19 protein-coding genes and 1 pseudogene are annotated in these 19,234 nt (G+C 71.6%); 17 read left to right on the top strand and 3 right to left on the bottom strand.

The genetic code is table 11. The annotated features are described in order from the left end of the window. Positions 1-27 precede the first annotated feature (27 nt). The 9 genes from ACH4KB_RS04605 (at position 28) to ACH4KB_RS04565 (ending at position 7,045) form a co-directional block, all read left to right on the top strand. Positions 28-771, top strand: a complete 744-nt coding sequence (locus tag ACH4KB_RS04605) for a helix-turn-helix transcriptional regulator (protein ID WP_398063539.1) — start codon at positions 28-30, stop codon at positions 769-771. After that, the gene (gene sufB / locus ACH4KB_RS04600; protein WP_018957645.1) at positions 768-2,189 is read left to right on the top strand and encodes a Fe-S cluster assembly protein SufB; all 1,422 of its coding nucleotides are present in this window, start codon (positions 768-770) and stop codon (positions 2,187-2,189) included. Before ACH4KB_RS04605 ends, sufB begins: the two co-directional genes overlap by 4 nt. 101 nt (positions 2,190-2,290) lie before the next feature. After that, positions 2,291-3,472 carry a Fe-S cluster assembly protein SufD gene (gene sufD / locus ACH4KB_RS04595; RefSeq protein ID WP_398063537.1) on the top strand — a complete coding sequence of 394 codons (1,182 nt, stop codon included), beginning with the start codon at positions 2,291-2,293 and terminating at the stop codon, positions 3,470-3,472. Beyond that, positions 3,472-3,789 (top strand): bifunctional 3-phenylpropionate/cinnamic acid dioxygenase ferredoxin subunit, encoded by a 318-nt coding sequence (locus ACH4KB_RS04590; protein WP_265602306.1) that lies wholly within the window; start codon positions 3,472-3,474, stop codon positions 3,787-3,789. Before sufD ends, ACH4KB_RS04590 begins: the two co-directional genes overlap by 1 nt. Positions 3,790-3,796: 7 nt before the next feature. Then, positions 3,797-4,561: a Fe-S cluster assembly ATPase SufC gene (sufC, locus tag ACH4KB_RS04585; protein WP_398063535.1), complete on the top strand. Its 765-nt coding sequence runs from the start codon at positions 3,797-3,799 to the stop codon at positions 4,559-4,561. Next, on the top strand, positions 4,558-5,826 hold the full coding sequence (locus tag ACH4KB_RS04580) for a cysteine desulfurase (RefSeq protein ID WP_398063533.1): 1,269 nt from the start codon (positions 4,558-4,560) through the stop codon (positions 5,824-5,826). The genes sufC and ACH4KB_RS04580 overlap by 4 nt, the downstream gene beginning before the upstream one ends. A 10-nt stretch (positions 5,827-5,836) precedes the next feature. Then, positions 5,837-6,292, top strand: a complete 456-nt coding sequence (gene sufU / locus ACH4KB_RS04575) for a Fe-S cluster assembly sulfur transfer protein SufU (protein WP_398063531.1) — start codon at positions 5,837-5,839, stop codon at positions 6,290-6,292. Continuing rightward, positions 6,289-6,627 (top strand): metal-sulfur cluster assembly factor, encoded by a 339-nt coding sequence (locus ACH4KB_RS04570; protein WP_003969897.1) that lies wholly within the window; start codon positions 6,289-6,291, stop codon positions 6,625-6,627. Before sufU ends, ACH4KB_RS04570 begins: the two co-directional genes overlap by 4 nt. Positions 6,628-6,679: 52 nt before the next feature. Further along, positions 6,680-7,045 carry a VOC family protein gene (locus ACH4KB_RS04565; RefSeq protein WP_398063529.1) on the top strand — a complete coding sequence of 122 codons (366 nt, stop codon included), beginning with the start codon at positions 6,680-6,682 and terminating at the stop codon, positions 7,043-7,045. Between the two features lie 22 nt (positions 7,046-7,067). On the opposite strand, the gene ACH4KB_RS04560 is transcribed toward ACH4KB_RS04565, so the two are convergent. Then, a complete protein-coding gene (locus ACH4KB_RS04560; protein ID WP_398063527.1) occupies positions 7,068-8,057 on the bottom strand; it encodes a hypothetical protein in 990 nt (329 codons plus the stop codon). A 287-nt stretch (positions 8,058-8,344) separates the two neighbouring features. Between ACH4KB_RS04560 and ACH4KB_RS04555 the strand changes: the two genes are divergently transcribed. Further along, a complete protein-coding gene (locus tag ACH4KB_RS04555; protein ID WP_398063525.1) occupies positions 8,345-8,671 on the top strand; it encodes a DMT family transporter in 327 nt (108 codons plus the stop codon). After that, on the top strand, positions 8,671-9,222 hold the full coding sequence (locus tag ACH4KB_RS04550; protein WP_398063523.1) for a TetR/AcrR family transcriptional regulator: 552 nt from the start codon (positions 8,671-8,673) through the stop codon (positions 9,220-9,222). The genes ACH4KB_RS04555 and ACH4KB_RS04550 overlap by 1 nt, the downstream gene beginning before the upstream one ends. A 27-nt stretch (positions 9,223-9,249) precedes the next feature. Here ACH4KB_RS04550 and ACH4KB_RS04545 read toward each other — a convergent pair whose 3' ends face one another. Then, positions 9,250-10,143, bottom strand: coding sequence for a winged helix-turn-helix transcriptional regulator (locus ACH4KB_RS04545; protein WP_398063521.1), 894 nt, complete (start codon positions 10,141-10,143; stop codon positions 9,250-9,252). Between the two features lie 131 nt (positions 10,144-10,274). On the opposite strand from ACH4KB_RS04545, the gene ACH4KB_RS04540 reads away from it, so the two are divergent. Both ACH4KB_RS04540 and dapD read left to right on the top strand, forming a co-directional pair. Continuing rightward, a complete protein-coding gene (locus ACH4KB_RS04540) occupies positions 10,275-11,519 on the top strand; it encodes an MFS transporter (protein ID WP_398063519.1) in 1,245 nt (414 codons plus the stop codon). Positions 11,520-11,529: 10 nt separating this feature from the next. Further along, positions 11,530-12,528 carry a 2,3,4,5-tetrahydropyridine-2,6-dicarboxylate N-succinyltransferase gene (gene dapD / locus ACH4KB_RS04535; protein WP_398063517.1) on the top strand — a complete coding sequence of 333 codons (999 nt, stop codon included), beginning with the start codon at positions 11,530-11,532 and terminating at the stop codon, positions 12,526-12,528. Between the two features lie 5 nt (positions 12,529-12,533). On the opposite strand, the gene dapA is transcribed toward dapD, so the two are convergent. Further along, positions 12,534-13,418: a 4-hydroxy-tetrahydrodipicolinate synthase gene (gene dapA, locus ACH4KB_RS04530; protein WP_398063515.1), complete on the bottom strand. Its 885-nt coding sequence runs from the start codon at positions 13,416-13,418 to the stop codon at positions 12,534-12,536. Positions 13,419-13,541: 123 nt separating this feature from the next. Here dapA and ACH4KB_RS04525 point away from each other — a divergent pair, with 123 nt between their 5' ends. The 4 genes and pseudogenes from ACH4KB_RS04525 to ACH4KB_RS04510 all read left to right on the top strand — a co-directional run bounded on the left by ACH4KB_RS04525 (position 13,542) and on the right by ACH4KB_RS04510 (position 19,192). Continuing rightward, the gene (locus tag ACH4KB_RS04525) at positions 13,542-14,300 is read left to right on the top strand and encodes a DUF4232 domain-containing protein (protein WP_398063513.1); all 759 of its coding nucleotides are present in this window, start codon (positions 13,542-13,544) and stop codon (positions 14,298-14,300) included. A gap of 264 nt (positions 14,301-14,564) precedes the next feature. After that, positions 14,565-15,277 (top strand): annotated as a pseudogene (locus ACH4KB_RS04520) (antibiotic biosynthesis monooxygenase). Positions 15,278-15,400: 123 nt separating this feature from the next. Continuing rightward, entirely contained in the window at positions 15,401-16,882 is a 1,482-nt protein-coding gene (locus ACH4KB_RS04515) for a hypothetical protein (RefSeq protein ID WP_398063511.1), read from the top strand. Between the two features lie 720 nt (positions 16,883-17,602). Further along, positions 17,603-19,192: a TROVE domain-containing protein gene (locus ACH4KB_RS04510; protein WP_398063509.1), complete on the top strand. Its 1,590-nt coding sequence runs from the start codon at positions 17,603-17,605 to the stop codon at positions 19,190-19,192. The last annotated feature ends 42 nt before the right edge of the window (positions 19,193-19,234 follow it).

Here is a 19,234-nt window from a genome sequence, read left to right as displayed (position 1 = left end):
TCGAACGAATTACGCAACAATGGTGTTGTGAAATACGACGGACGGGCTCCCCAGGAGGAACTCGCGACCGGTGAGCGCTCGACGCGCAACCGGGTCGCGCGCTCCATCCTGGACCACGGCCCCTCCACCGTCGCGGACCTCGCCAAGCGCGTCGGCCTCACCCAGGCCGCCGTCCGCCGCCACCTGGACGCCCTCGTCTCCGACGCTGTCGTCGAAGCCCGCGAACAGCGGGTCTACGGGGCGCGGACCCGCGGCAGGCCCGCCAAGGTGTTCGCCCTGACGGACTGCGGCCGGGACGCCTTCGACCAGTCCTACGACAAGCTGGCCGCCGACGCCCTGCGTTTCATCGCCGAGTCCGGAGGGGACGAGGCGGTCCTCGCCTTCGCCCGCGCCCGGATGGCCGCGGTGGGCGAGGCGTACCGCGCCGTGGTCGAGGCCGCGGCGCCCGAAGCGCGCACCGAGGCCCTGGCCAAGGCCCTGTCGGCCGACGGGTACGCTGCTATGGCGCGAAGCGCGCCGGGCCCGCAGCAGGGCGAGCAGCTGTGCCAGCACCACTGCCCGGTGGCGCATGTCGCCGAGCAGTTCCCACAGCTGTGCGAGGCGGAGACGGAATTCTTCTCCAGCCTCCTCGGGACCCATGTGCAGCGTCTGGCCACCCTCGCCCACGGCGATGGTGTGTGCACGACCTATGTGCCGCGCAGTGGCCACGCTCCACCCCCACAGACCACCCATTCAGCATCTGCAAGCACGGCCGGGAGGAACCCCGCATGACGCTCCCCACGGAGACTGCCCACCCTGAGCTCGAGGGTCTGGGTACGTACGAATTCGGCTGGGCCGACTCCGACGCGGCAGGCGCGGCGGCGAAGCGCGGCCTCTCCGAGGCTGTCGTCCGCGACATCTCGGAGAAGAAGAACGAGCCCGAGTGGATGCTGAAGCTGCGGCTCAAGGGCCTCAAGCTCTTCGGCAAGAAGCCCATGCCGAACTGGGGCTCCGACCTGTCGGGCATCGACTTCGACAACATCAAGTACTTCGTGCGGTCCACGGAGAAGCAGGCGGCCTCCTGGGAGGAGCTGCCCGAGGACATCAAGAACACGTACGACAAGCTCGGCATCCCCGAGGCGGAGAAGCAGCGCCTCGTCGCCGGCGTCGCCGCGCAGTACGAGTCCGAGGTCGTCTACCACCAGATCAACGAGGAGCTGGAGGCGCAGGGTGTCATCTTCATGGACACCGACACCGCGCTGAAGGAGCACCCGGAGCTCTTCAAGGAGTACTTCGGCACCGTCATCCCCGTCGGTGACAACAAGTTCGCCTCGCTGAACTCGGCCGTGTGGTCCGGCGGCTCGTTCATCTACGTGCCCAAGGGCGTCCACGTCGAGATCCCGCTCCAGGCCTACTTCCGTATCAACACGGAGAACATGGGCCAGTTCGAGCGGACGCTGATCATCGTCGACGAGGACGCCTACGTCCACTACGTCGAGGGCTGCACCGCGCCGATCTACTCCTCGGACTCGCTGCACAGCGCCGTGGTCGAGATCATCGTGAAGAAGGGCGGCCGCTGCCGCTACACGACCATCCAGAACTGGTCGAACAACGTCTACAACCTGGTCACCAAGCGGGCCGTGGCCTACGAGGGCGCGACCATGGAGTGGGTCGACGGCAACATCGGCTCCAAGGTGACCATGAAGTACCCGGCCGTCTACCTGATGGGCGAGCACGCCAAGGGCGAGACCCTGTCCATCGCCTTCGCGGGCGAGGGCCAGCACCAGGACGCCGGCGCCAAGATGGTCCACATGGCCCCGAACACCTCCTCCAACATCGTCTCCAAGTCGGTGGCGCGAGGCGGCGGCCGTACGTCCTACCGCGGTCTGATCGAGATCGGCGAGGGCGCGCCGGGCGCGAAGTCCAACGTGCTCTGCGACGCTCTGCTCGTCGACACGATCTCCCGCTCGGACACCTACCCCTACGTCGACGTCCGCGAGGACGACGTGTCGATGGGCCACGAGGCGACCGTCTCCAAGGTCTCCGAGGACCAGCTCTTCTACCTCATGAGCCGCGGACTCACCGAGTTCGAGGCCATGGCGATGATCGTGCGCGGCTTCGTCGAGCCGATCGCGAAGGAGCTGCCCATGGAGTACGCCCTGGAGCTCAACCGGCTGATCGAGCTGCAGATGGAGGGTTCGGTCGGCTAGGTCCTCGTCCGAGGGCCACCGGGACGGCCGTCCGCGGCCGTCCCCGCACCCCCACCGAACCACCCCCCTTCTTGACTGAGAAAGCGAGCACTACGACAGCCATGGCTGAGGCTCAGAACACTCCGGTGGGCTCCACCACCGCCGGCTCCATCGCGGTGGCCGCCGAGTCGACCGTCGCCACCCGCATGAGCGCACCCCCGTCCTTCGACGTCGCGGACTTCCCCGTCCCGCACGGCCGCGAGGAGGAGTGGCGCTTCACGCCGCTGGAGCGGCTGCGCGGTCTGCACGACGGCACCGCGGTCGCGAGCGGCGGCGGCGTGAAGGTCGCCATCGACGCCCCCGAGGGCGTCACGGTCGAGACCGTCGGCCGCGACGACTCCCGGCTCGGCAAGGCCGGCACCCCGGTGGACCGGGTCGCCGCCCAGGCGTACAGCTCCTTCGAGCAGGCCTCGGTCGTCACGGTCGCCAAGGAAGCCGTGCTCACCGAGCCGGTCCGGATCACCGTGCACGGCGAGGGCGGCGTCGCCTACGGCCACCAGCTCATCCAGCTGGGCGCGTTCGCCGAGGCCGTCGTCGTCATCGACCACACCGGTGACGCGGTGCTCGCCGCCAATGTCGACTACGTGCTGGGCGACGGCGCGAAGCTGACCGTCGTCTCCGTCCAGGACTGGGACGACACGGCCGTCCACGTCGGCCAGCACAACGCGCTGGTCGGCCGGGACGCCTCGTTCAAGTCGATCGTCGTCACCTTCGGCGGCGACGTCGTCCGCCTGCACCCCCGGGTGGCCTACGCGGCCCCCGGCGGCGAGGCGGAGCTCTTCGGCCTGTACTTCACCGACAAGGGCCAGCACCAGGAGCACCGCCTCCTGGTCGACCACAACACCCCGCACTGCAAGTCCAACGCGGTGTACAAGGGCGCTCTTCAGGGCGACGGCGCGCACGCCGTCTGGATCGGCGACGTCCTCATCCAGGCCGCGGCCGAGGGCACCGACACCTACGAGATGAACCGGAACCTCGTCCTCACCGACGGCGCCCGGGTCGACTCCGTGCCCAACCTGGAGATCGAGACCGGCGAGATCGTCGGCGCCGGCCACGCCTCGGCGACCGGCCGCTTCGACGACGAGCAGCTCTTCTACCTCCAGTCCCGCGGCATCCCGGCCGAGGAGGCCCGCCGTCTCGTCGTGCGCGGCTTCTTCGCCGAGCTGGTCCAGCAGATCGGCCTGCCGGACGTCGAAGCGCGTCTCCTCGAGAAGATCGAGACCGAGCTGAAGGCGTCCGTCTGATGTCCTTCGTCAAGGCCTGTGCGCTGAGTGAGCTGGAGGACGACACCCCCAAGCGGGTGGAGCTCGACGGCACACCCGTCTCCCTCGTCCGTACCGAGGGCGAGGTGTTCGCGATCAACGACATCTGCTCGCACGCGAACGTCTCCCTCTCGGAGGGCGAGGTGGAGGACTGCGCGATCGAGTGCTGGCTGCACGGATCGTCGTTCGACCTCCGCACCGGCAAGCCGTCCGGCCTTCCCGCGACGCGCCCCGTCCCCGTATACCCCGTCAAGATCGAAGGGGACGATGTGCTCGTCTCCGTCACCCAGGAGTCCTGAGTCACCCATGGCAACGCTTGAAATCCGCGACCTGCACGTCACCGTCGAGGCCGACAACGCCACGAAGGAGATCCTCAAGGGCGTCGACCTGACCGTGAAGCAGGGCGAGACCCACGCCATCATGGGCCCCAACGGGTCCGGCAAGTCCACCCTCGCGTACTCGCTCGCGGGTCACCCCAAGTACACGATCACCGGCGGCACGGTCACCCTGGACGGCGAGGACGTCCTGGAGATGTCCGTCGACGAGCGGGCCCGCGCCGGCCTGTTCCTCGCCATGCAGTACCCGGTCGAGATCCCCGGTGTCTCGGTCTCCAACTTCCTGCGCACCTCCGCCACCGCCATCCGCGGCGAGGCCCCCAAGCTGCGTACGTGGGTCAAGGAGGTCAAGGAGACGATGGCCGGGCTCCAGATGGACCCCGCCTTCGCCGAGCGCAACGTCAATGAGGGCTTCTCCGGCGGCGAGAAGAAGCGCCACGAGATCCTTCAGCTGGAGCTCCTCAAGCCGAAGATCGCCGTCCTGGACGAGACCGACTCCGGCCTGGACGTCGACGCGCTCAAGACCGTCTCCGAGGGTGTCAACCGGGTGCGCGAGACCGGCGAGGTCGGCACGCTGCTGATCACGCACTACACCCGCATCCTGAAGTACATCAAGCCCGACTTCGTGCACGTCTTCGCCAACGGCCGCATCGCGGCCTCCGGCGGCGCCGAGCTGGCCGACCAGCTGGAGAACGAGGGCTACGAGGCCTACACGAAGGGTGGCGCTTCCGAGTGACTGACGCCCGACAGGGGCTCGCCGGCCTCCTCGACACCGAGGCGATCCGCAAGGACTTCCCGATCCTGGACCGCACGGTCCACGACGGAAAGAAGATCGTTTACCTGGACTCCGCGGCGACCTCGCAGAAGCCGCGCCAGGTCCTCGACGCGCTCAACGAGTACTACGAGCGGCACAACGCGAACGTGCACCGCGGCGTCTACACGATCGCCGAGGAGGCCACCGCGCTGTACGAGGGCGCCCGCGACAAGGTCGCGGCCTTCATCAACGCGCCGAGCCGCAACGAGGTGATCTTCACCAAGAACGCCTCGGAGTCGCTCAACCTCGTGGCGAACATGCTCGGCTGGGCGGACGAGCCCTATCGGGTGGACAGTGACACGGAGATCGTCACCACGGAGATGGAGCACCACTCCAACATCGTGCCGTGGCAGCTGCTCGCGCAGCGCACCGGCGCGAAGCTGAAGTGGTTCGGCATCACCGACGACGGCCGGCTCGACCTGTCGAACATCGACGAGATCATCACCGAGAAGACGAAGATCGTCTCCTTCACGCTGGTCTCGAACATCCTGGGCACCGTCAACCCGGTCGAGCAGATCATCCGCCGCGCCCAGCAGGTCGGCGCGCTGGTCTGCATCGACGCCTCGCAGGCGGCCCCGCACATGGTGCTGGACGTGCAGGCGCTCCAGGCCGACTTCGTGGCCTTCACGGGCCACAAGATGGTCGGCCCGACGGGCATCGGCGTGCTGTGGGGACGGCAGGAGCTCCTGGAGGACCTGCCGCCCTTCCTCGGCGGCGGCGAGATGATCGAGACCGTGTCGATGCACTCCTCGACGTACGCCCCCGCGCCGTACAAGTTCGAGGCCGGTACGCCACCGATCGCCCAGGCCGTCGGCCTCGGCGCGGCCGTGGACTACCTCTCGGCGATCGGCATGGAGAAGATCCACCAGCACGAGAAGGCGATCACCGAGTACGCGGTGAAGCGCCTCCTGGACGTCCCGGACCTGCGGATCATCGGTCCGGCGACGGCCGAGGACCGCGGGGCGGCGATCTCCTTCACCCTGGGCGACATCCACCCGCACGACGTGGGCCAGGTCCTCGACGAGCAGGGCATCGCCGTCCGGGTCGGCCACCACTGCGCCCGCCCGGTCTGCCTGCGGTACGGAATTCCCGCGACGACGCGAGCGTCGTTCTATCTGTACTCCACGCCCGCCGAGGTCGACGCCCTGGTGGACGGTCTGGAGCACGTCCGGAACTTCTTCGGCTGAGGGTTGACTGGTGAAGCTTGAATCCATGTACCAGGAAGTCATCCTGGACCACTACAAGCACCCCCACGGGCGCGGCCTGCGGGACGGCGACGCCGAGGTGCACCACACCAACCCGACGTGCGGCGACGAGATCACGCTCCGGGTGAGGTACGACGGCGAGACCATCGCCGACGTGAGCTACGACGGCCAGGGCTGCTCCATCAGCCAGGCCAGCGCCTCCGTGCTGAACGAGCTGCTCGTCGGCAAGGAGCTGTCCCAGGCGCGGAAGATCCAGGAGACCTTCCTGGAGCTGATGCAGTCCAAGGGCCAGCTGGAGCCGGACGACGCGATGGAGGAGGTGCTGGAGGACGCCGTCGCGTTCGCCGGCGTCTCCAAGTACCCCGCCCGGGTCAAGTGCGCGCTGCTGAGCTGGATGGCGTGGAAGGACGCGACGGCCAAGGCGCTGTCCGAAGGGAAGACCGCATGAGCGACAACGAGACCGCGACCATGAAGCCGGCCTCCGAGGAGGAGGTCCGCGAGGCGCTGTACGACGTCGTCGACCCCGAGCTGGGCATCGACGTCGTCAACCTGGGCCTGATCTACGGCATCCACGTCGACGACGCCAACATCGCCACCCTCGACATGACCCTGACGTCCGCGGCCTGCCCGCTGACCGACGTCATCGAGGACCAGGCGAAGTCCGCCACGGACGGCATCGTCAACGAGCTCCGGATCAACTGGGTCTGGATGCCGCCGTGGGGCCCGGACAAGATCACCGACGACGGACGCGAGCAGCTCCGCGCGCTGGGGTTCAACGTCTGACACGCCCCCCCGGAGTGGTGAACGGCCATGCCCGCCAGGCACACTGGCGGGCATGGCCGTCTCCATGTACCACATCGCCGTCGACGCTCACGACCTGCCGCTCCTCGCCCGTTTCTGGAGCGCGGTGCTGGACTGGCAGGTGCTCTTCGAGGACGAGGAGGAGATCGTCATCGGAGCCCACGAGACCGCGCTGCCGGGCATGTGCTTCCTCGCCGTGCCGGAGGGCAAGACCGTCAAGAACCGGCTGCACATCGATCTGACCCCCGACGACCGGGACGCCGAGGTCGAGCGGATCCTGGCGCTCGGCGCCCGGCGGGTGGACGTCGGACAGGGGCCGGACGCCACCTTCGTGGTGATGGCCGATCCGGAGGGCAACGAGTTCTGTGTGCTGCGCCCCAAGCGGACCCTGACCGACTGAGCCGGGCCCGGCCCCCGCCTGCTCAGACGTGGGAGGGCGGCGGGGGGCCGTACTGCTCGGGCAGGGTCGCTGCCGCCGCCTCGGCCAGGACCGGGCCCAGGTTCTCCGTACGCATCCGGAGGTCGACGTACAGCAGGCCGACCACCAGCGGGGGGAAGATCGCCGTGAACAGCTGGGCGATCAGCTGGCTGATGAACGACAGCAGCAGCACGCCGCCGAGCACCGCGAGGATCTGCCCGCCGGTCGGGTCCGCGTCCATGTCCGCCGGGTCGAACACGCCGGGGAGCAGGCCGACCATCTGGAACGGCAGCTGGATCATGTAGCCGATCACACCCGCGAGTCCGACGGCGAGCAGCCAGACGCCGAAGACCCGCCACCAGCTGCCGCGCACCAGCCGGACCGAGCGGCGCAGGGCGGCGACCGGGCGCTGGTGTTCGAAGACCACGACCGTCGGGGCCAGGGAGAAGCGGACGTAGAGCCACATCGCCACCGGTGCGACGAGCAGGAAGCCGAGGAAGCCGACCACCATCAGCGGCACGGTGCCGTCATCGTCGCCCAGGGATACGGCGTAGATCATCAGCCCGGCGACGACGCCGACCATGAGCACCATCGGGACGGCCATGATCAGCCCGGTCAGGAACACCGTGCCGAGGATCGACCAGACCCGCGACCACGCCCGCCTCCAGACCTCCCCGAAGCCGATCGGGCGGCCCAGGACGGCTTCCTGGAGGACCACCGGGACCGCTGCCTGCACCACGGCGGACGCCAGCAGGTAGACGATCATGCCGATGACCATCAGTGCGCCGAACGCGACGCCCAGGGGGACCAGTTGAGCCGCGTCCGGAGATCCCGAGGAGCCGGCCGTCAGCTCGTCCCACTGGCTCGCGACGGCGGCGCCGGCGGCCACCACCGCGGCGATCATCACGAGCGTCGCCGCGCCGAACAGGGTCAGGGCAATTCCGATCAGCGGTTTCCAGTACCGCCCGAGCGTCGAGAAGGCGCCGCTGAGCATGTCCGAGACCCTCAACGGCGCCAGGGGTATGACCCCCGGCCTGGGCGGTGCGGCCCACCCGCTGTTGCATCCCCCGCCCGGTCCCTGCGCGCCCCCGTGGAAGGGCCCCCCACCGTGAGGTGCGCCCCCGTACGGGCCGCCGCCCCACCCTGCGTCCTGCGCCACTGCTTCTCCGTCGTGTAGTCGGCCCGTGTCACGGGCCGTGTGGTCGGTCGGCACACCGTAGCGCCCCCGACGTGGGCCGATGATGTGTACGGCCGTACCCAACGTTGGGTACAGTCGTACACATGGGATACGCATACGGACTTCTGGCCGCCGCCATCGCGGCGGAGGTGGCCGGGACGACGGCCATGAAGTACAGCGAGGGCTTCACCCGGCTCTGGCCCTCGATCGGCACCGTGGTGGGCTACCTCATCGCCTTCACCCTGCTCGCGCAGACGCTCAAGACGCTCTCCGTGGGCACCGCCTACGCCATCTGGGCCGGCGTCGGCACCGCGGCCGTCGCCCTCATCGGGATCCTGTTCCTGGGGGAGGCCGGCGGCCTCGTCAAGATCACGGGCATCGCCCTGATCGTGGCCGGAGTCGTCGTCCTCAACCTGGGCGGAGCGCACTGATGGCCCGGCGGTACGACCCCGGGCGGCGGACGAAGATCATCGACGCGGCGTTGCGGGTGATCGCGGCCGACGGCATGGCCGGCCTCAGCCACCGCACCGTGGCCGCCGAGGCCGATGTGCCGCTCGGCTCGACCACGTACCACTTCGGCTCCCTCGACGAACTCCTGGTCGCCGCCCTGCGCCGGTGCAACGAGAACTTCGTGCAGGAACTGCGCGGCAGCGAGGTCCTGGCGGGACCCGCCGGCTCCGCCGGTCTCGCGGAGGAGCTGACGCGGTTGCTGGGCCGGTGGTTCGCGGGCGAACGCGGGGCGATCGAGCTGGAGTACGAGCTGTACCTCGCGGCCCTGCGCCGCCCCGTGCTGCGCCCCGTCGCCGCCGCATGGACCGAGGAGGCCGTCGAGCTGCTGACCCGTCACACCGACCCGGAGACCGCGCGGGCGCTCGTCGCCCTGATGGACGGCGTCTGCCTCCAGGTCCTGCTCACCGGCGGCACGTTCGACGCGCCCTACACCCGCGAGATGCTGGCCCGGATCGTGGACGGCGGCGCCTGAGCCGAAGGCCGCGGGCGCCGCTCGGCGTCACGCGGGTCGCGCTGGGCCCGCCGCGTGGCGGACCGCTTCCAGCGCCTCGCGCACGCTCACCCCGATGTCCGTGATCGGGTAGAGCACTTCCCGGACCGTCCGCTCCCGGTCCACCACCAGCGTCAGCCGCTTGAGCCGGCTCACGCCCGCCGCCCGGAACGTCGGCAGCCGCAGCGCCGCCGTCAGCGTCAGGTCCGCGTCCGAGAGCAACGGGAAACGCAGCCCCTCCTTCTCCGCGAACGCGCGCTGCTCGTCCGGGCGTTGCGTGGACACCCCGTGCACGCTCGCGCCCGCCGCCGTGAACTCCGCCAACTGGTCGCGGTAGGTGCACGATTCGAGCGTGCAGCCACTCGCCCCCGGGATCCCCGCCCAGCCCGGCGGGTAGGCGTCGCGCCGGGCGTAGGCGCCGGGGAAGCAGTACAGGACGGTGTACGGGGTGTCGGCGACCGGGTCGCGCGGCTCTCCGTCGTCCCCGGTCAGCAGCAGCTCCGGCAGCCGCGTGCCTTTCAGGGCCCGCACCCGGGCCGCCTCCCGCGAGGCCTCCGTCGTCGTCGCCATCGTCTCCCCTTCCCCCAGCACCCAGGTGTCGCCCCAGTCCTGGAGCGCGATCAGCACGGGCAGCAGCGCCCGGCCGCGCGGGGTGAGCCGGTACTCGTGCCGGACCGGGCGGTCCTGATACGGCTCCCGTGCCAGCACTCCCGCGTCGACCAGCAGCCGCAGCCGCTCGGTCAGCACCTTGCGCGAGACGCCCAACTCCTGCTGGAGCGCGTCGAACCGGTGCACACCGCGCGCGGTGTCCCGCACGATCAGCAGCGTCCACCAGTCGCCCACGACGTCGAGGGCCTGGGCGATCGAGCAGTCGGCGTCGGCCAGGCTGGTGCGCTGAGGCATGGTCGTTCCTCCGGTTGTGGCCGCTGTCCGCCCCGCCCGCCCCGCCGGGGTCTTTCGGTTGACCCCGATGGAATCATGCTGTCATAGTCCGTTCCCATAAGGAACTCACTGATCGCGCGGGGGTGGCGGGAATGGGCATGGTGCGCGGGGTACCGCGGACGGTACGGCTGCTGGCGCTCGGGGCGTTCCTCAACGCCGTCGTCAGCTTCACCTTCGTCTATCTCTTCGTCTACCTGGTCGGGCCGCGCGGTCTGACCGTCACCCAGGCCGGAGTGATCAGCGGCGTCGGCGGCCTCGGCCTGGTCGCGGGGAACTTCACCGGTGGCTGGTTCGGCGACCGTCTCGGCCATCGCCGCGCCCTGCTGACCGGCGCCTGCGTCAGCGGGGCCGCGCTCGTCGTCCTGCCCGCCCTCCCGGTCGTCGCCCTGTACGCGGTGCTCCCGGTCGCCCAGTACGCCGCCGGCGTCGTCCGCGCCGCCAACGCGGCCCTCGTCGCGGTCTCCGTCCCCGAGGGCACAAGCCGCCGCCAGAGCTTCGCCCTCTTCCGCTTCGCCTCCAACGGAGGCTTCGCCATCGGCCCGCCGCTCGGCGCCCTGGTCGCCACCCGCCTCTCGTACGACTGGCTCTTCGTCGCCGACGGCATCGGCACCCTGCTCTTCGCCGCCTACGCCGCCCGGATCCTGCCCGCCCGCGGCAGCGCCCACTCCGCACCCGCCCATGACCCGCACGCCCCGGGCCTCTGGCGCGAACTACGGGCCAGGCCCGCCGTTCTGGTGCTGCTCGCCTCGATCGTCCTGATCGACCTCGTCTACCGGCAGCAGTACTCCACCCTGCCGGTCTTCCTCGCCGACCACGGGCACTCCACCCAGCTGTACGGCTGGCTGCTCGCCATCAACGGCGGCGTCATCCTCTGCCTCGAACTGCCCGCCGCCCACGCCCTGCGCAGGCGTAGCCCGCTCGGTCTCGTCGGCGTCGGGCTCCTGCTCGTCGGCGCCGGCTACGCCGTCCTGATCCCCGGTGCGGGCGTGCTCCTCGCCGTCACCATGATGCTCTCGGTGACCCTCGGCGAGATCCTCTACAAGACCCCCACCACCGCCTACGTCGCCGACCAGGCCCCCGGCCACGCCCAGGGCCGCTTCCAGAGCCTGTACGCCGGCGCCTCGATCAGCGGCCAGGTGCTAGCCCCACCGCTGGGCGCCGCCCTGTACGCGGCCGCTCCCGCCCTGCTCTGGCCGCTCTGCGCCCTGCTCGCGGCGGGTGCGGGGGCCGCGGTGCTCGCGGCGCGGCGGTTGCCCGGACCGGGGGAGCGGGCGCGGGTGGCGGGAAAGGGGACCCACGCCGAGACCGGTTCGCCCGAGCGGGTCCCGGCCGGTTAGGTTGCTGTTCATGACCGACACGACTTCCCAGGGTTCTGCCCGCACCACCGGCGCCGTCGCCGCCGGCCTCGCCACCGTCGCCGGTGACGGCACCGTCCTCGACACCTGGTTCCCCGCCCCCGAGTTGACCTCCGACCCCGGCCCGGCCGGTACGACGCGCCTCAGCCCGGACGAGGCCGCGGGCCGGCTCGGCGAGGGCGCCGCCAAGGCCCTCGGCGTGGACGCCCGGCGCGGCGTGGAGGTCGTCGCCGTGTCCACGGTCATCTCCTCGCTCGACGACAAGCCGCTCGACGCCCACGACGCCTATCTGCGCCTGCACCTGCTCTCGCACCGGCTGGTGCGGCCGCACGGCCAGAACCTCGACGGGCTGTTCGGGCTGCTCGCCAACGTCGCCTGGACCTCGCTCGGCCCGGTCGCCGTCGACGACCTGGAGCGCGTGCGGCTCAACGCCCGCGCCGAGGGCCTGCACCTCCAGGTCACCTCGGTCGACAAGTTCCCCCGGATGACGGACTACGTCGCCCCCAAGGGCGTACGCATCGCCGACGCCGACCGTGTCCGGCTCGGCGCGCACCTCGCCACCGGGACCACCGTCATGCACGAGGGCTTCGTCAACTTCAACGCGGGCACGCTCGGCACCTCCATGGTCGAGGGCCGCATCTCCGCGGGCGTCGTCATCGGCGACGGCTCGGACATCGGCGGCGGCGCGTCCACCATGGGCACCCTCTCCGGCGGCGGCACGGAGCGCATCGTCATCGGCGAGCGCTGCCTGGTCGGCGCGGAGGCGGGCGTCGGGATCGCGCTCGGCGACGAGTGCGTCGTCGAGGCCGGTCTGTACGTCACCGCCGGCACCCGCATCACGCTGCCGGACGGCCAGGTCGTCAAGGCCCGCGAGCTGTCCGGCGCCTCCAACATCCTCTTCCGCCGCAACTCGGTCACCGGCACCGTCGAGGCCCGCCCGAACAACGCGGTGTGGGGCGGCCTCAACGAGGTCCTGCACGCCCACAACTGACCCGTTCAGCAGGGAGCGAGGAGCTCCTCGTACGCCGCCCGCAGCCCGTCGGTCGCCTCGCGCCCGGCGGGCTGCAGCGGTTCCCGGACCGGTCCCGCGTCCAGGAGCGCCTTCACGGTGACGGTTCCGGGGAGGCCGCTCGCCATCATCAGTTCGGTGAGGCGCACCGTGAGCCCGTTGAGCCGGGCCGCCTCGTCGGTGCGACCCGCGTCGAACGCGTCCAACGGCGCCCGCACCTGGCGCGGGGCCACGTTCGCGACCGTGCTGACGTAACCGGCGCCGCCCACCGCGTACAACGGCAGATTCAGCTCCTCGCAGCCCGAGTAGTACGCCAGCGAGGTGCGGGCCAGCACCTTCGTCGAGCCGAGCAGGTCGTAGGAGCAGTCCTTCACCGCCACCACGCGCGGGTGCTCCGCCAGCCGCGACAGGGTCTCCGGCTCGATCCGGGTGCCGGTGCGGCCGGGGATGTCGTACAGCATCAGCGGCAGCCCGGTGGAGTCCGCGACCCGCAGGAAGTACGCCTCGACGGCGGCCTGCGGCGGGCGGCTGTAGTACGGGCTGACCACCAGCAGTCCGTCCGCGCCCGCCTCCTCGGCCTCCCGCGCAAGGCGCAGGGTGTGCGCGGTGTCCGGCCCCCCGACGCCGGTGAGCAGCGGCACTCCGTCGCCGACCTCCGCCCGGACGGCCCGCAGCAGGGCGGACTTCTCGGCGTCCGTCGTGGTGGGGGACTCGCCCGTGGTGCCGCTGAGGACGATCCCGTCGCAGCCGTCCGCCACCAGGCGCGCGGCGTGCGCACGGGCGGCGTCCCGGTCCAGCGCCCCGGTGGCGGTGAAAGGCGTGATCATGGCGCAGAGCGTGCGGCCGAAGGGGCGCGGTGCGGTGGCGGTCATGCCCGAAGTGTCGGCTCCCGGAACCCTGTAGGTCCACTTAGATCTTCTTGGGGTGACCGGCAAGGGACGCTGAAGAGTCCGTAGGACGACGGCTGCTTCGCCACCACTTTCTGACTTTCTGACATGATCGAACGCACGGACGACGGGCTGCGGCGGCGGGTCGTGGCGGCGGTTGTGGCGAGAGGTGGGGGCATCGGCATGGGTGTGTGTGTACGCGGGCGGGCGCGGGTGCGGAGACGGGCCTCCGCGGTGCTGCTGGCGGCGGCGCTGACCGCGCTGACCGGCTGCTCCGGATTTCTCGTCCCGGCCGGCGAGGGCGAAGAACCGGACCCCGCCCCGTCCGCCTCCGCGCCCCGCTCCGGCATTGTCCGCGCCGAGACGCTGCCCCCGACTCCCGCGCCCGCCTACGGCGAGACGGCGCGGACGGGACCGCCCCCCTCCCCGCCCGGCACCCCGTCCGAGGACTGCCCCGCCTCCGGGGCCGTGGTGACCATGAGCGAGGTGCTGACCGCGATGATGAGCCGTGCGGTCGCCCTGACCCTGACCAACTGCGGCTCGAAGCCCTACCGGGTCGAGGGCTACCCCTCGGTCCAGGCGCTCGGCGAGGACGGCGAACGCCTCCCCGTGAAGGTCAACCCGGCCGGTTCGCAGTTCGGCCGCGACCGGGGCCCCGAGACGCTCACCCTGAAGCCGGGCGGCACCGCGCGGTCGATGCTCGCCTGGGTCTCCACCCAGGAGGGCGGCGAGCTCGTCATGGCCGATGCCCTGGAGCTGGCCGCCGCCCCTGACGCGGGGGCGCGGGTCTACCCGCTGGAGGGTCACGACATCCGTTACATGGACGAGCTGAACATCACGGCCTGGCGGGCGGAGCTGCCCGAGTGACCGCCCCCGGGGCGGGCCCTGACCGGCCCTTCAGCCGTCGCCCACCGGCACGGTGTGAGTGACCCGGGCCGTGACCCGGCCGACCGCCGGGCGCGCCGGCCACCCGCGAGTCCAGGACCACGACGGTGAAGGCCGGGTGCTCCACCGCGTACGACGTCAGCGGCTGTCGCCGTGAGGCGGAACAGCCTTGACCTCAACCGAACCTGAGGTGCCACCGTGTCGTCACGACGCACCGACCGGCGCGCGCGACGAAGGGAACCCGCCATGACCACGCACCTCACCGACCGCCCCGACCCGGCCCGCACCGATGCCCGGATCGCCAAGGCCAGCACCTGGAACGTCGGTACACCGCAACGGCAGCGAGAGGCCGTCGACGCCATCCGGAAGACCTGGGAGAGCCGGGAATGGCCGCACCCCGGGCTGCTCTCCTACAGCGTCTACGCGGGGAGGACGGCGCGACCCTGCTGCACTACTCCCAGTGGACCGGCGAACAGGCCTACCAGGACTTCGTGACGCAGAGCCGTGACACCCGCAACGCCGAGATCGACGCCGCCGTCCCCGGCATCGAACGCGTCGCCCTGCACACGTACGAGCTGTACCGCTCCGGGCTCCGGGCCGAGGGTGACAACAGGGAGACCGGCTGCCTCGTCATCGTGGACGCCGAGTTCGACGGGCCCGACCCGGCCCGCCAACGCGATTGGGTGGACGCGGTGTTCGAGGCGCTCGGCGAGGAGGCCGACCTGCCCGCCGGCGGCATCGCCGCGTACTTCCACGTCAGCACCGACGGCACCCGGGTCCTCAACTACGCCGAGTGGGAGAGCGCCGAGCACCACATCGCGGCCCTCGCCGCACCCGGAGACGGCGTCGGCTCCCCGTCCCCGCTCTGGGAACGCGTCCACAACTACCCGGGCATGACCGGCGGCGGCGTCCACCGCTACACCCCCGCGCTCAGCATGGAGCCGGACGTGGGCGGATAGGGGGCGCGGCGGGCGGTATGTGGTGAAGCGGCGGGCGGCATACGGTGCATTGCGTCTAGGCTTGGGCGGCTGAACCGCGTACGCACTCCGTACGCCCCGAGCACGCACCGAGGAGAACCCCCGATGTCCGCAGAGCGCCCTTCCCTGCCGCCGGTGCGGCTGAACACCGAGGCCGAACTGGCACGGGACGCGCTCGCCGCTCCGCTGTTCGTCCGCGCCGTCGAACTCGCCCGCTGGGCGGGCCCGGACACCCGGGTCGGGGCCGGCGGCGAACTGGCCGAGGACCAGCTTCCCGCAGCCGCCGAGCACCTCGCCCTCCCGGCCGACGAGGACGGCGCCGCGTATGCCAGCGAGGCCTGGCGGCTCGCCGTGGACACCGGCCTCCTCGACGTCACCGACCCCGGGGAGGGCGAGGACGACGAGGGTGCGGGGGGCGAGGGCACCGTCACCACGGGCGAGAACCTGGCCCTGCTCACCGGCGGTTCCCCGCAGGACGTCCTGTCCATCTGGCTCGACGGTCTCGACGCCGTGCACGCCGACGCCACCGCGCCCGTCCTGGACGACTTCGCGGACCTCGTCGGCGAGGACGGCTCGATCGATTTCGACGCCCTGGACTGGGACCCGGAGGCCGAGGCGGAGTTCCTCGACGGTGTCCTCGGCAACCTCTACCTGCTCACCCTCGCGGACAACGGCGCGGGCGAAGGACCCGTCCCGTTGCCCGCCCTCGCCGCGTCGATGATCGTCCCCGACGACATGGGCGAGCCCACCGACGACGTCCTGGAGCAGGTGTCCGAGGCGATGATGCGCCTCGACGACCAGTTCCGGCTCCTCGAACCCATCGGGATCGTTGAATACCGCCCGGTCGACGAGGCGTTGCTGGTCGAGGAGGGCGAAGCCGCTGACGCCTCCGCCGCCGGGGCCGACGACGAGGACGTGACCCGGTACGGCATGGTCAAGCTCACCCCCCTCGGCCTGTACGGCATCCGGGCCCGGATGCTGGAGGCCGGGGTGGACGCCCCCGCGGTCGGCGACCTCGCCGGCAAGGGCGCCGACGTCCTCCTCGACGGCATCGCCCACTACCCGGAGCCCGCCGCCCGCGCCGAGGTCAAGCTCTGGCTCGCGGGATACGACGCGGAGGGCGCGGCGGCCCCGGCGGCCGAGCTGCTGGCCGCCGCGCGCGGAACGGACGAGGGCGCGCCGCTGCGCCGCCTCCACTGCCAGCAGGCCCTCGCCCTGGCCGGCCCCGGGGCGGAGCCCGCCGTACGCGCGGTGCTCGGCGACCCGGAGCTGGGCGGCCTGGCCCGCGTCTGGCTCGCGGAGCGCGGCGCGGCCGACGTGCCCGCCCCGCCGGAGGACATGATCTTCTGGCTGGCCATCGACACGATCGCCGCCCAGCTGGACGCGGACGGCGAGCTGGACGAGCTTCAGGGCCTGATCGAGGGGCTCTCCGCGCAGCACAGCGGCTTCTTCGACGAGGTCTGGCGCGTCGACCACCCGGCCACCGCCGATGTGCTGGAGGCCATGGGCCGGCTGCACAGCGACAAGAAGGCGGCCAAGGACGCCCGCAAGGCCGCGTTCAAGGCCCGCTCGCGCGCGGGCGGCTGAGGGGCCCGGACGCCGGGGCCGGGGCCGGGCCCGGAGCGTAGCTCAGGTCTGGAGCGCTGCTCTTACAAGGCAGATGTCGGCGCCCTGCGGCCTCAGGAGCCCCGCACCGGGGCGGACGTGTGGTTGTAGTGCAGGGCGCCACCGACGCCGAGCAGGACACCGGAGTTCATCGCTGACCGCGTCGACGCACCGGATGTTCCCACCGTCCTCGTCGGCCAGCAGCACCGACCGGTCCAGCACGGCGGGCCGCCGGACCTCCGTCGTGCCCCGGTCCAGCGCCGCGCACCGCGTCCCCCTGTGCTGTCGGGCCGGGGCTCCGTCCCGCTCTCCCCGGGACGGGACAGCGGTCGGGGCAGGGGCAGGGGCCCGGGGCAGCGGCGGGGGCAGCGGCCGGGGTCGGGGCCGCCGAAAATCCTTCGCGTGCGGCCGGGCCGTTCCCTAAGGTCATGGACATGCACCTCCCGGTGCGAAGGTGGCGGCTCCTTCCTTTCCCGAAATGTGCCGCAGCCACTGGTGATCTCGGGAGGCGCGAGCGCCGGGGTGCCCGGTGCGCAGGCGACGGGTACTTCTGGTTCAGAGGGTCGCGGGTTCGAGTCCCGCCCGGCTTCGGCCGGTAGCTCAGTCGGTTGGAGCATCTGACTGTGCCGTCGCCGACTCCTGATCTCGGGCACCCCGTTCCGCCGCCGCGCCCTTCCCCAGGAATTCGGGGGAATTCTTCTCATGGCCCGCTTCAACTTCCGTACCCACAGGTCCCGGACCACCCGTTCCGTGCCCACCTCGCCCGTCGCGACGACTGGTGCGCTCGCGCCCAACCACCAGGGCGGCGCCGGGCACGCGCGCGACGCCCGCTCCGAGCTCTTCCTGCTCGCCGTCGCCAACTTCGTGGCCCAGGACACCTATTACGAGGGCGGGGACCAGCGCGACGACCGGTTCGCCGCGCTCGTGCGCCGCCTCGCCGTGGAGGACCCCACCTGGACCGCCGGGCTGCTCCACTGGCTGCGCCGCGACGGGCGGATGCGGACCGCCTCGCTGGTCGGCGGCGCGGAGTACGTGCAGGCGCGGCTGACGGCAGGCTGCGCCGAAGGACCCACCAACCGTCAGGTCATCGACTCCGTTCTGCTCCGGGCCGACGAGCCGGGCGAACTGCTCGGCTACTGGACCTCCCGCCACGGGCGAGCCCTGCCCCAGCCCGTGAAGCGGGGCATCGCCGACGCCGTGCGCCGCCTCTACACCGGGCGGGCTCTGCTGAAGTACGACACCGCGTCCAAGGGCTACCGCTTCGGCGACGTACTCAATCTGGTGCACGCCGCGCCCGACCCCGCCAAGCCCTGGCAGGGCGAGCTGTTCCGGTACGCGCTGGACCGCCGGCACCGGCCGGAGACCGCCGTGCCGCCCGCCGCCGACCGCACCCTGAGCGCCCACCGGGAGCTGATGGAACTGCCGGTCGCCGAGCGTCGCACCGTCGTCACCGGACCCGGCGGCGCGGAGCGGCTGGCCGAGGCGGGGATGACCTGGGAAGCGCTGGCGGGCTGGCTTCAGGGCCCGATGGACGCGGCGGCCTGGGAGGCGGTGATCCCGTCGATGGGGACGATGGCGCTCGTCCGGAACCTCCGCAACTTCGACGAGGCCGGGGTGCGGGACGAGGTCGCGGCGACCGCCGCGGTCCGGATCAGCGACCCGGAAGCGGTCGCCGCGTCGGGTCAGTTCCCCTTCCGCTACCTCGCCGCGTACCGGCACGCGCCCTCGCTCCGCTGGGCCCACCCGCTGGAACAGGCCCTCGGACACTCGCTGCGCCAGGTCCCCGCGCTGCCGGGCCGCACCCTGGTCCTGGTCGACCGCTCCGGGTCGATGGGCGCGCCGCTCTCCGAGCGCTCCCGGCTGAACCGGGCCGACGCCGCGGCCGTCTTCGGCGCGGCGCTGGCGCTGCGCTCCGCCGACGCGGACCTGGTGCAGTTCGGCACGGGCAGCGCGCCGGTGGCCTTCCGCAGGGGCGAGTCCGTGCTCCGGGTCCTGGACCGCTTCGGGAACCTGGGCGGCACGAACACGGAGGAAGCGGTGCGACGGCACTACCGGGACCACGACCGGGTACTCATCGTCACCGACGAGCAGGTCGCGTACACGCGCCGTGGCGACGCGACCCGAAGCGTTCCGGACAGGGTGCCCGTCTACACCTGGAATCTGGCCGGATACCGGCTCGGCCACGCCCCGTCCGGCGAGGGAAACCGCCACACGTTCGGGGGTCTTTCCGACGCGGCGTTCCGCATGGTTCCGCTGCTGGAGGCGGGAGGAAGCGCTGACTGGCCGTGGTGAGCGCTGATTACGAATCCGGCACGTCTGGGGCCTCGGGCACCG

Origin of the sequence: Streptomyces sp. NPDC017520, assembly GCF_044329855.1 — a bacterium.
Lineage (GTDB): Bacteria > Actinomycetota > Actinomycetes > Streptomycetales > Streptomycetaceae > Streptomyces.
This window is presented reverse-complemented; position numbering and strand designations above follow the sequence as displayed.

Excerpts from the sequence above, each read along its gene's own strand:
- sufB (WP_018957645.1), top strand. The coding sequence starts at position 768 with ATGACGCTCCCCACGGAGACTGCCCACCCTGAGCTCGAGGGTCTGGGT.
- sufD (WP_398063537.1), top strand. The coding sequence starts at position 2,291 with ATGGCTGAGGCTCAGAACACTCCGGTGGGCTCCACCACCGCCGGCTCC.
- ACH4KB_RS04590 (WP_265602306.1), top strand. The coding sequence starts at position 3,472 with ATGTCCTTCGTCAAGGCCTGTGCGCTGAGTGAGCTGGAGGACGACACC.
- sufC (WP_398063535.1), top strand. The coding sequence starts at position 3,797 with ATGGCAACGCTTGAAATCCGCGACCTGCACGTCACCGTCGAGGCCGAC.
- ACH4KB_RS04570 (WP_003969897.1), top strand. The coding sequence starts at position 6,289 with ATGAGCGACAACGAGACCGCGACCATGAAGCCGGCCTCCGAGGAGGAG.
- ACH4KB_RS04565 (WP_398063529.1), top strand. The coding sequence starts at position 6,680 with ATGGCCGTCTCCATGTACCACATCGCCGTCGACGCTCACGACCTGCCG.
- ACH4KB_RS04560 (WP_398063527.1), bottom strand. The coding sequence starts at position 8,057 with ATGCTCAGCGGCGCCTTCTCGACGCTCGGGCGGTACTGGAAACCGCTG.
- ACH4KB_RS04555 (WP_398063525.1), top strand. The coding sequence starts at position 8,345 with ATGGGATACGCATACGGACTTCTGGCCGCCGCCATCGCGGCGGAGGTG.
- ACH4KB_RS04550 (WP_398063523.1), top strand. The coding sequence starts at position 8,671 with ATGGCCCGGCGGTACGACCCCGGGCGGCGGACGAAGATCATCGACGCG.
- ACH4KB_RS04545 (WP_398063521.1), bottom strand. The coding sequence starts at position 10,143 with ATGCCTCAGCGCACCAGCCTGGCCGACGCCGACTGCTCGATCGCCCAG.
- ACH4KB_RS04540 (WP_398063519.1), top strand. The coding sequence starts at position 10,275 with ATGGGCATGGTGCGCGGGGTACCGCGGACGGTACGGCTGCTGGCGCTC.
- dapD (WP_398063517.1), top strand. The coding sequence starts at position 11,530 with ATGACCGACACGACTTCCCAGGGTTCTGCCCGCACCACCGGCGCCGTC.
- dapA (WP_398063515.1), bottom strand. The coding sequence starts at position 13,418 with ATGACCGCCACCGCACCGCGCCCCTTCGGCCGCACGCTCTGCGCCATG.
- ACH4KB_RS04525 (WP_398063513.1), top strand. The coding sequence starts at position 13,542 with ATGATCGAACGCACGGACGACGGGCTGCGGCGGCGGGTCGTGGCGGCG.
- ACH4KB_RS04515 (WP_398063511.1), top strand. The coding sequence starts at position 15,401 with ATGTCCGCAGAGCGCCCTTCCCTGCCGCCGGTGCGGCTGAACACCGAG.
- ACH4KB_RS04510 (WP_398063509.1), top strand. The coding sequence starts at position 17,603 with ATGGCCCGCTTCAACTTCCGTACCCACAGGTCCCGGACCACCCGTTCC.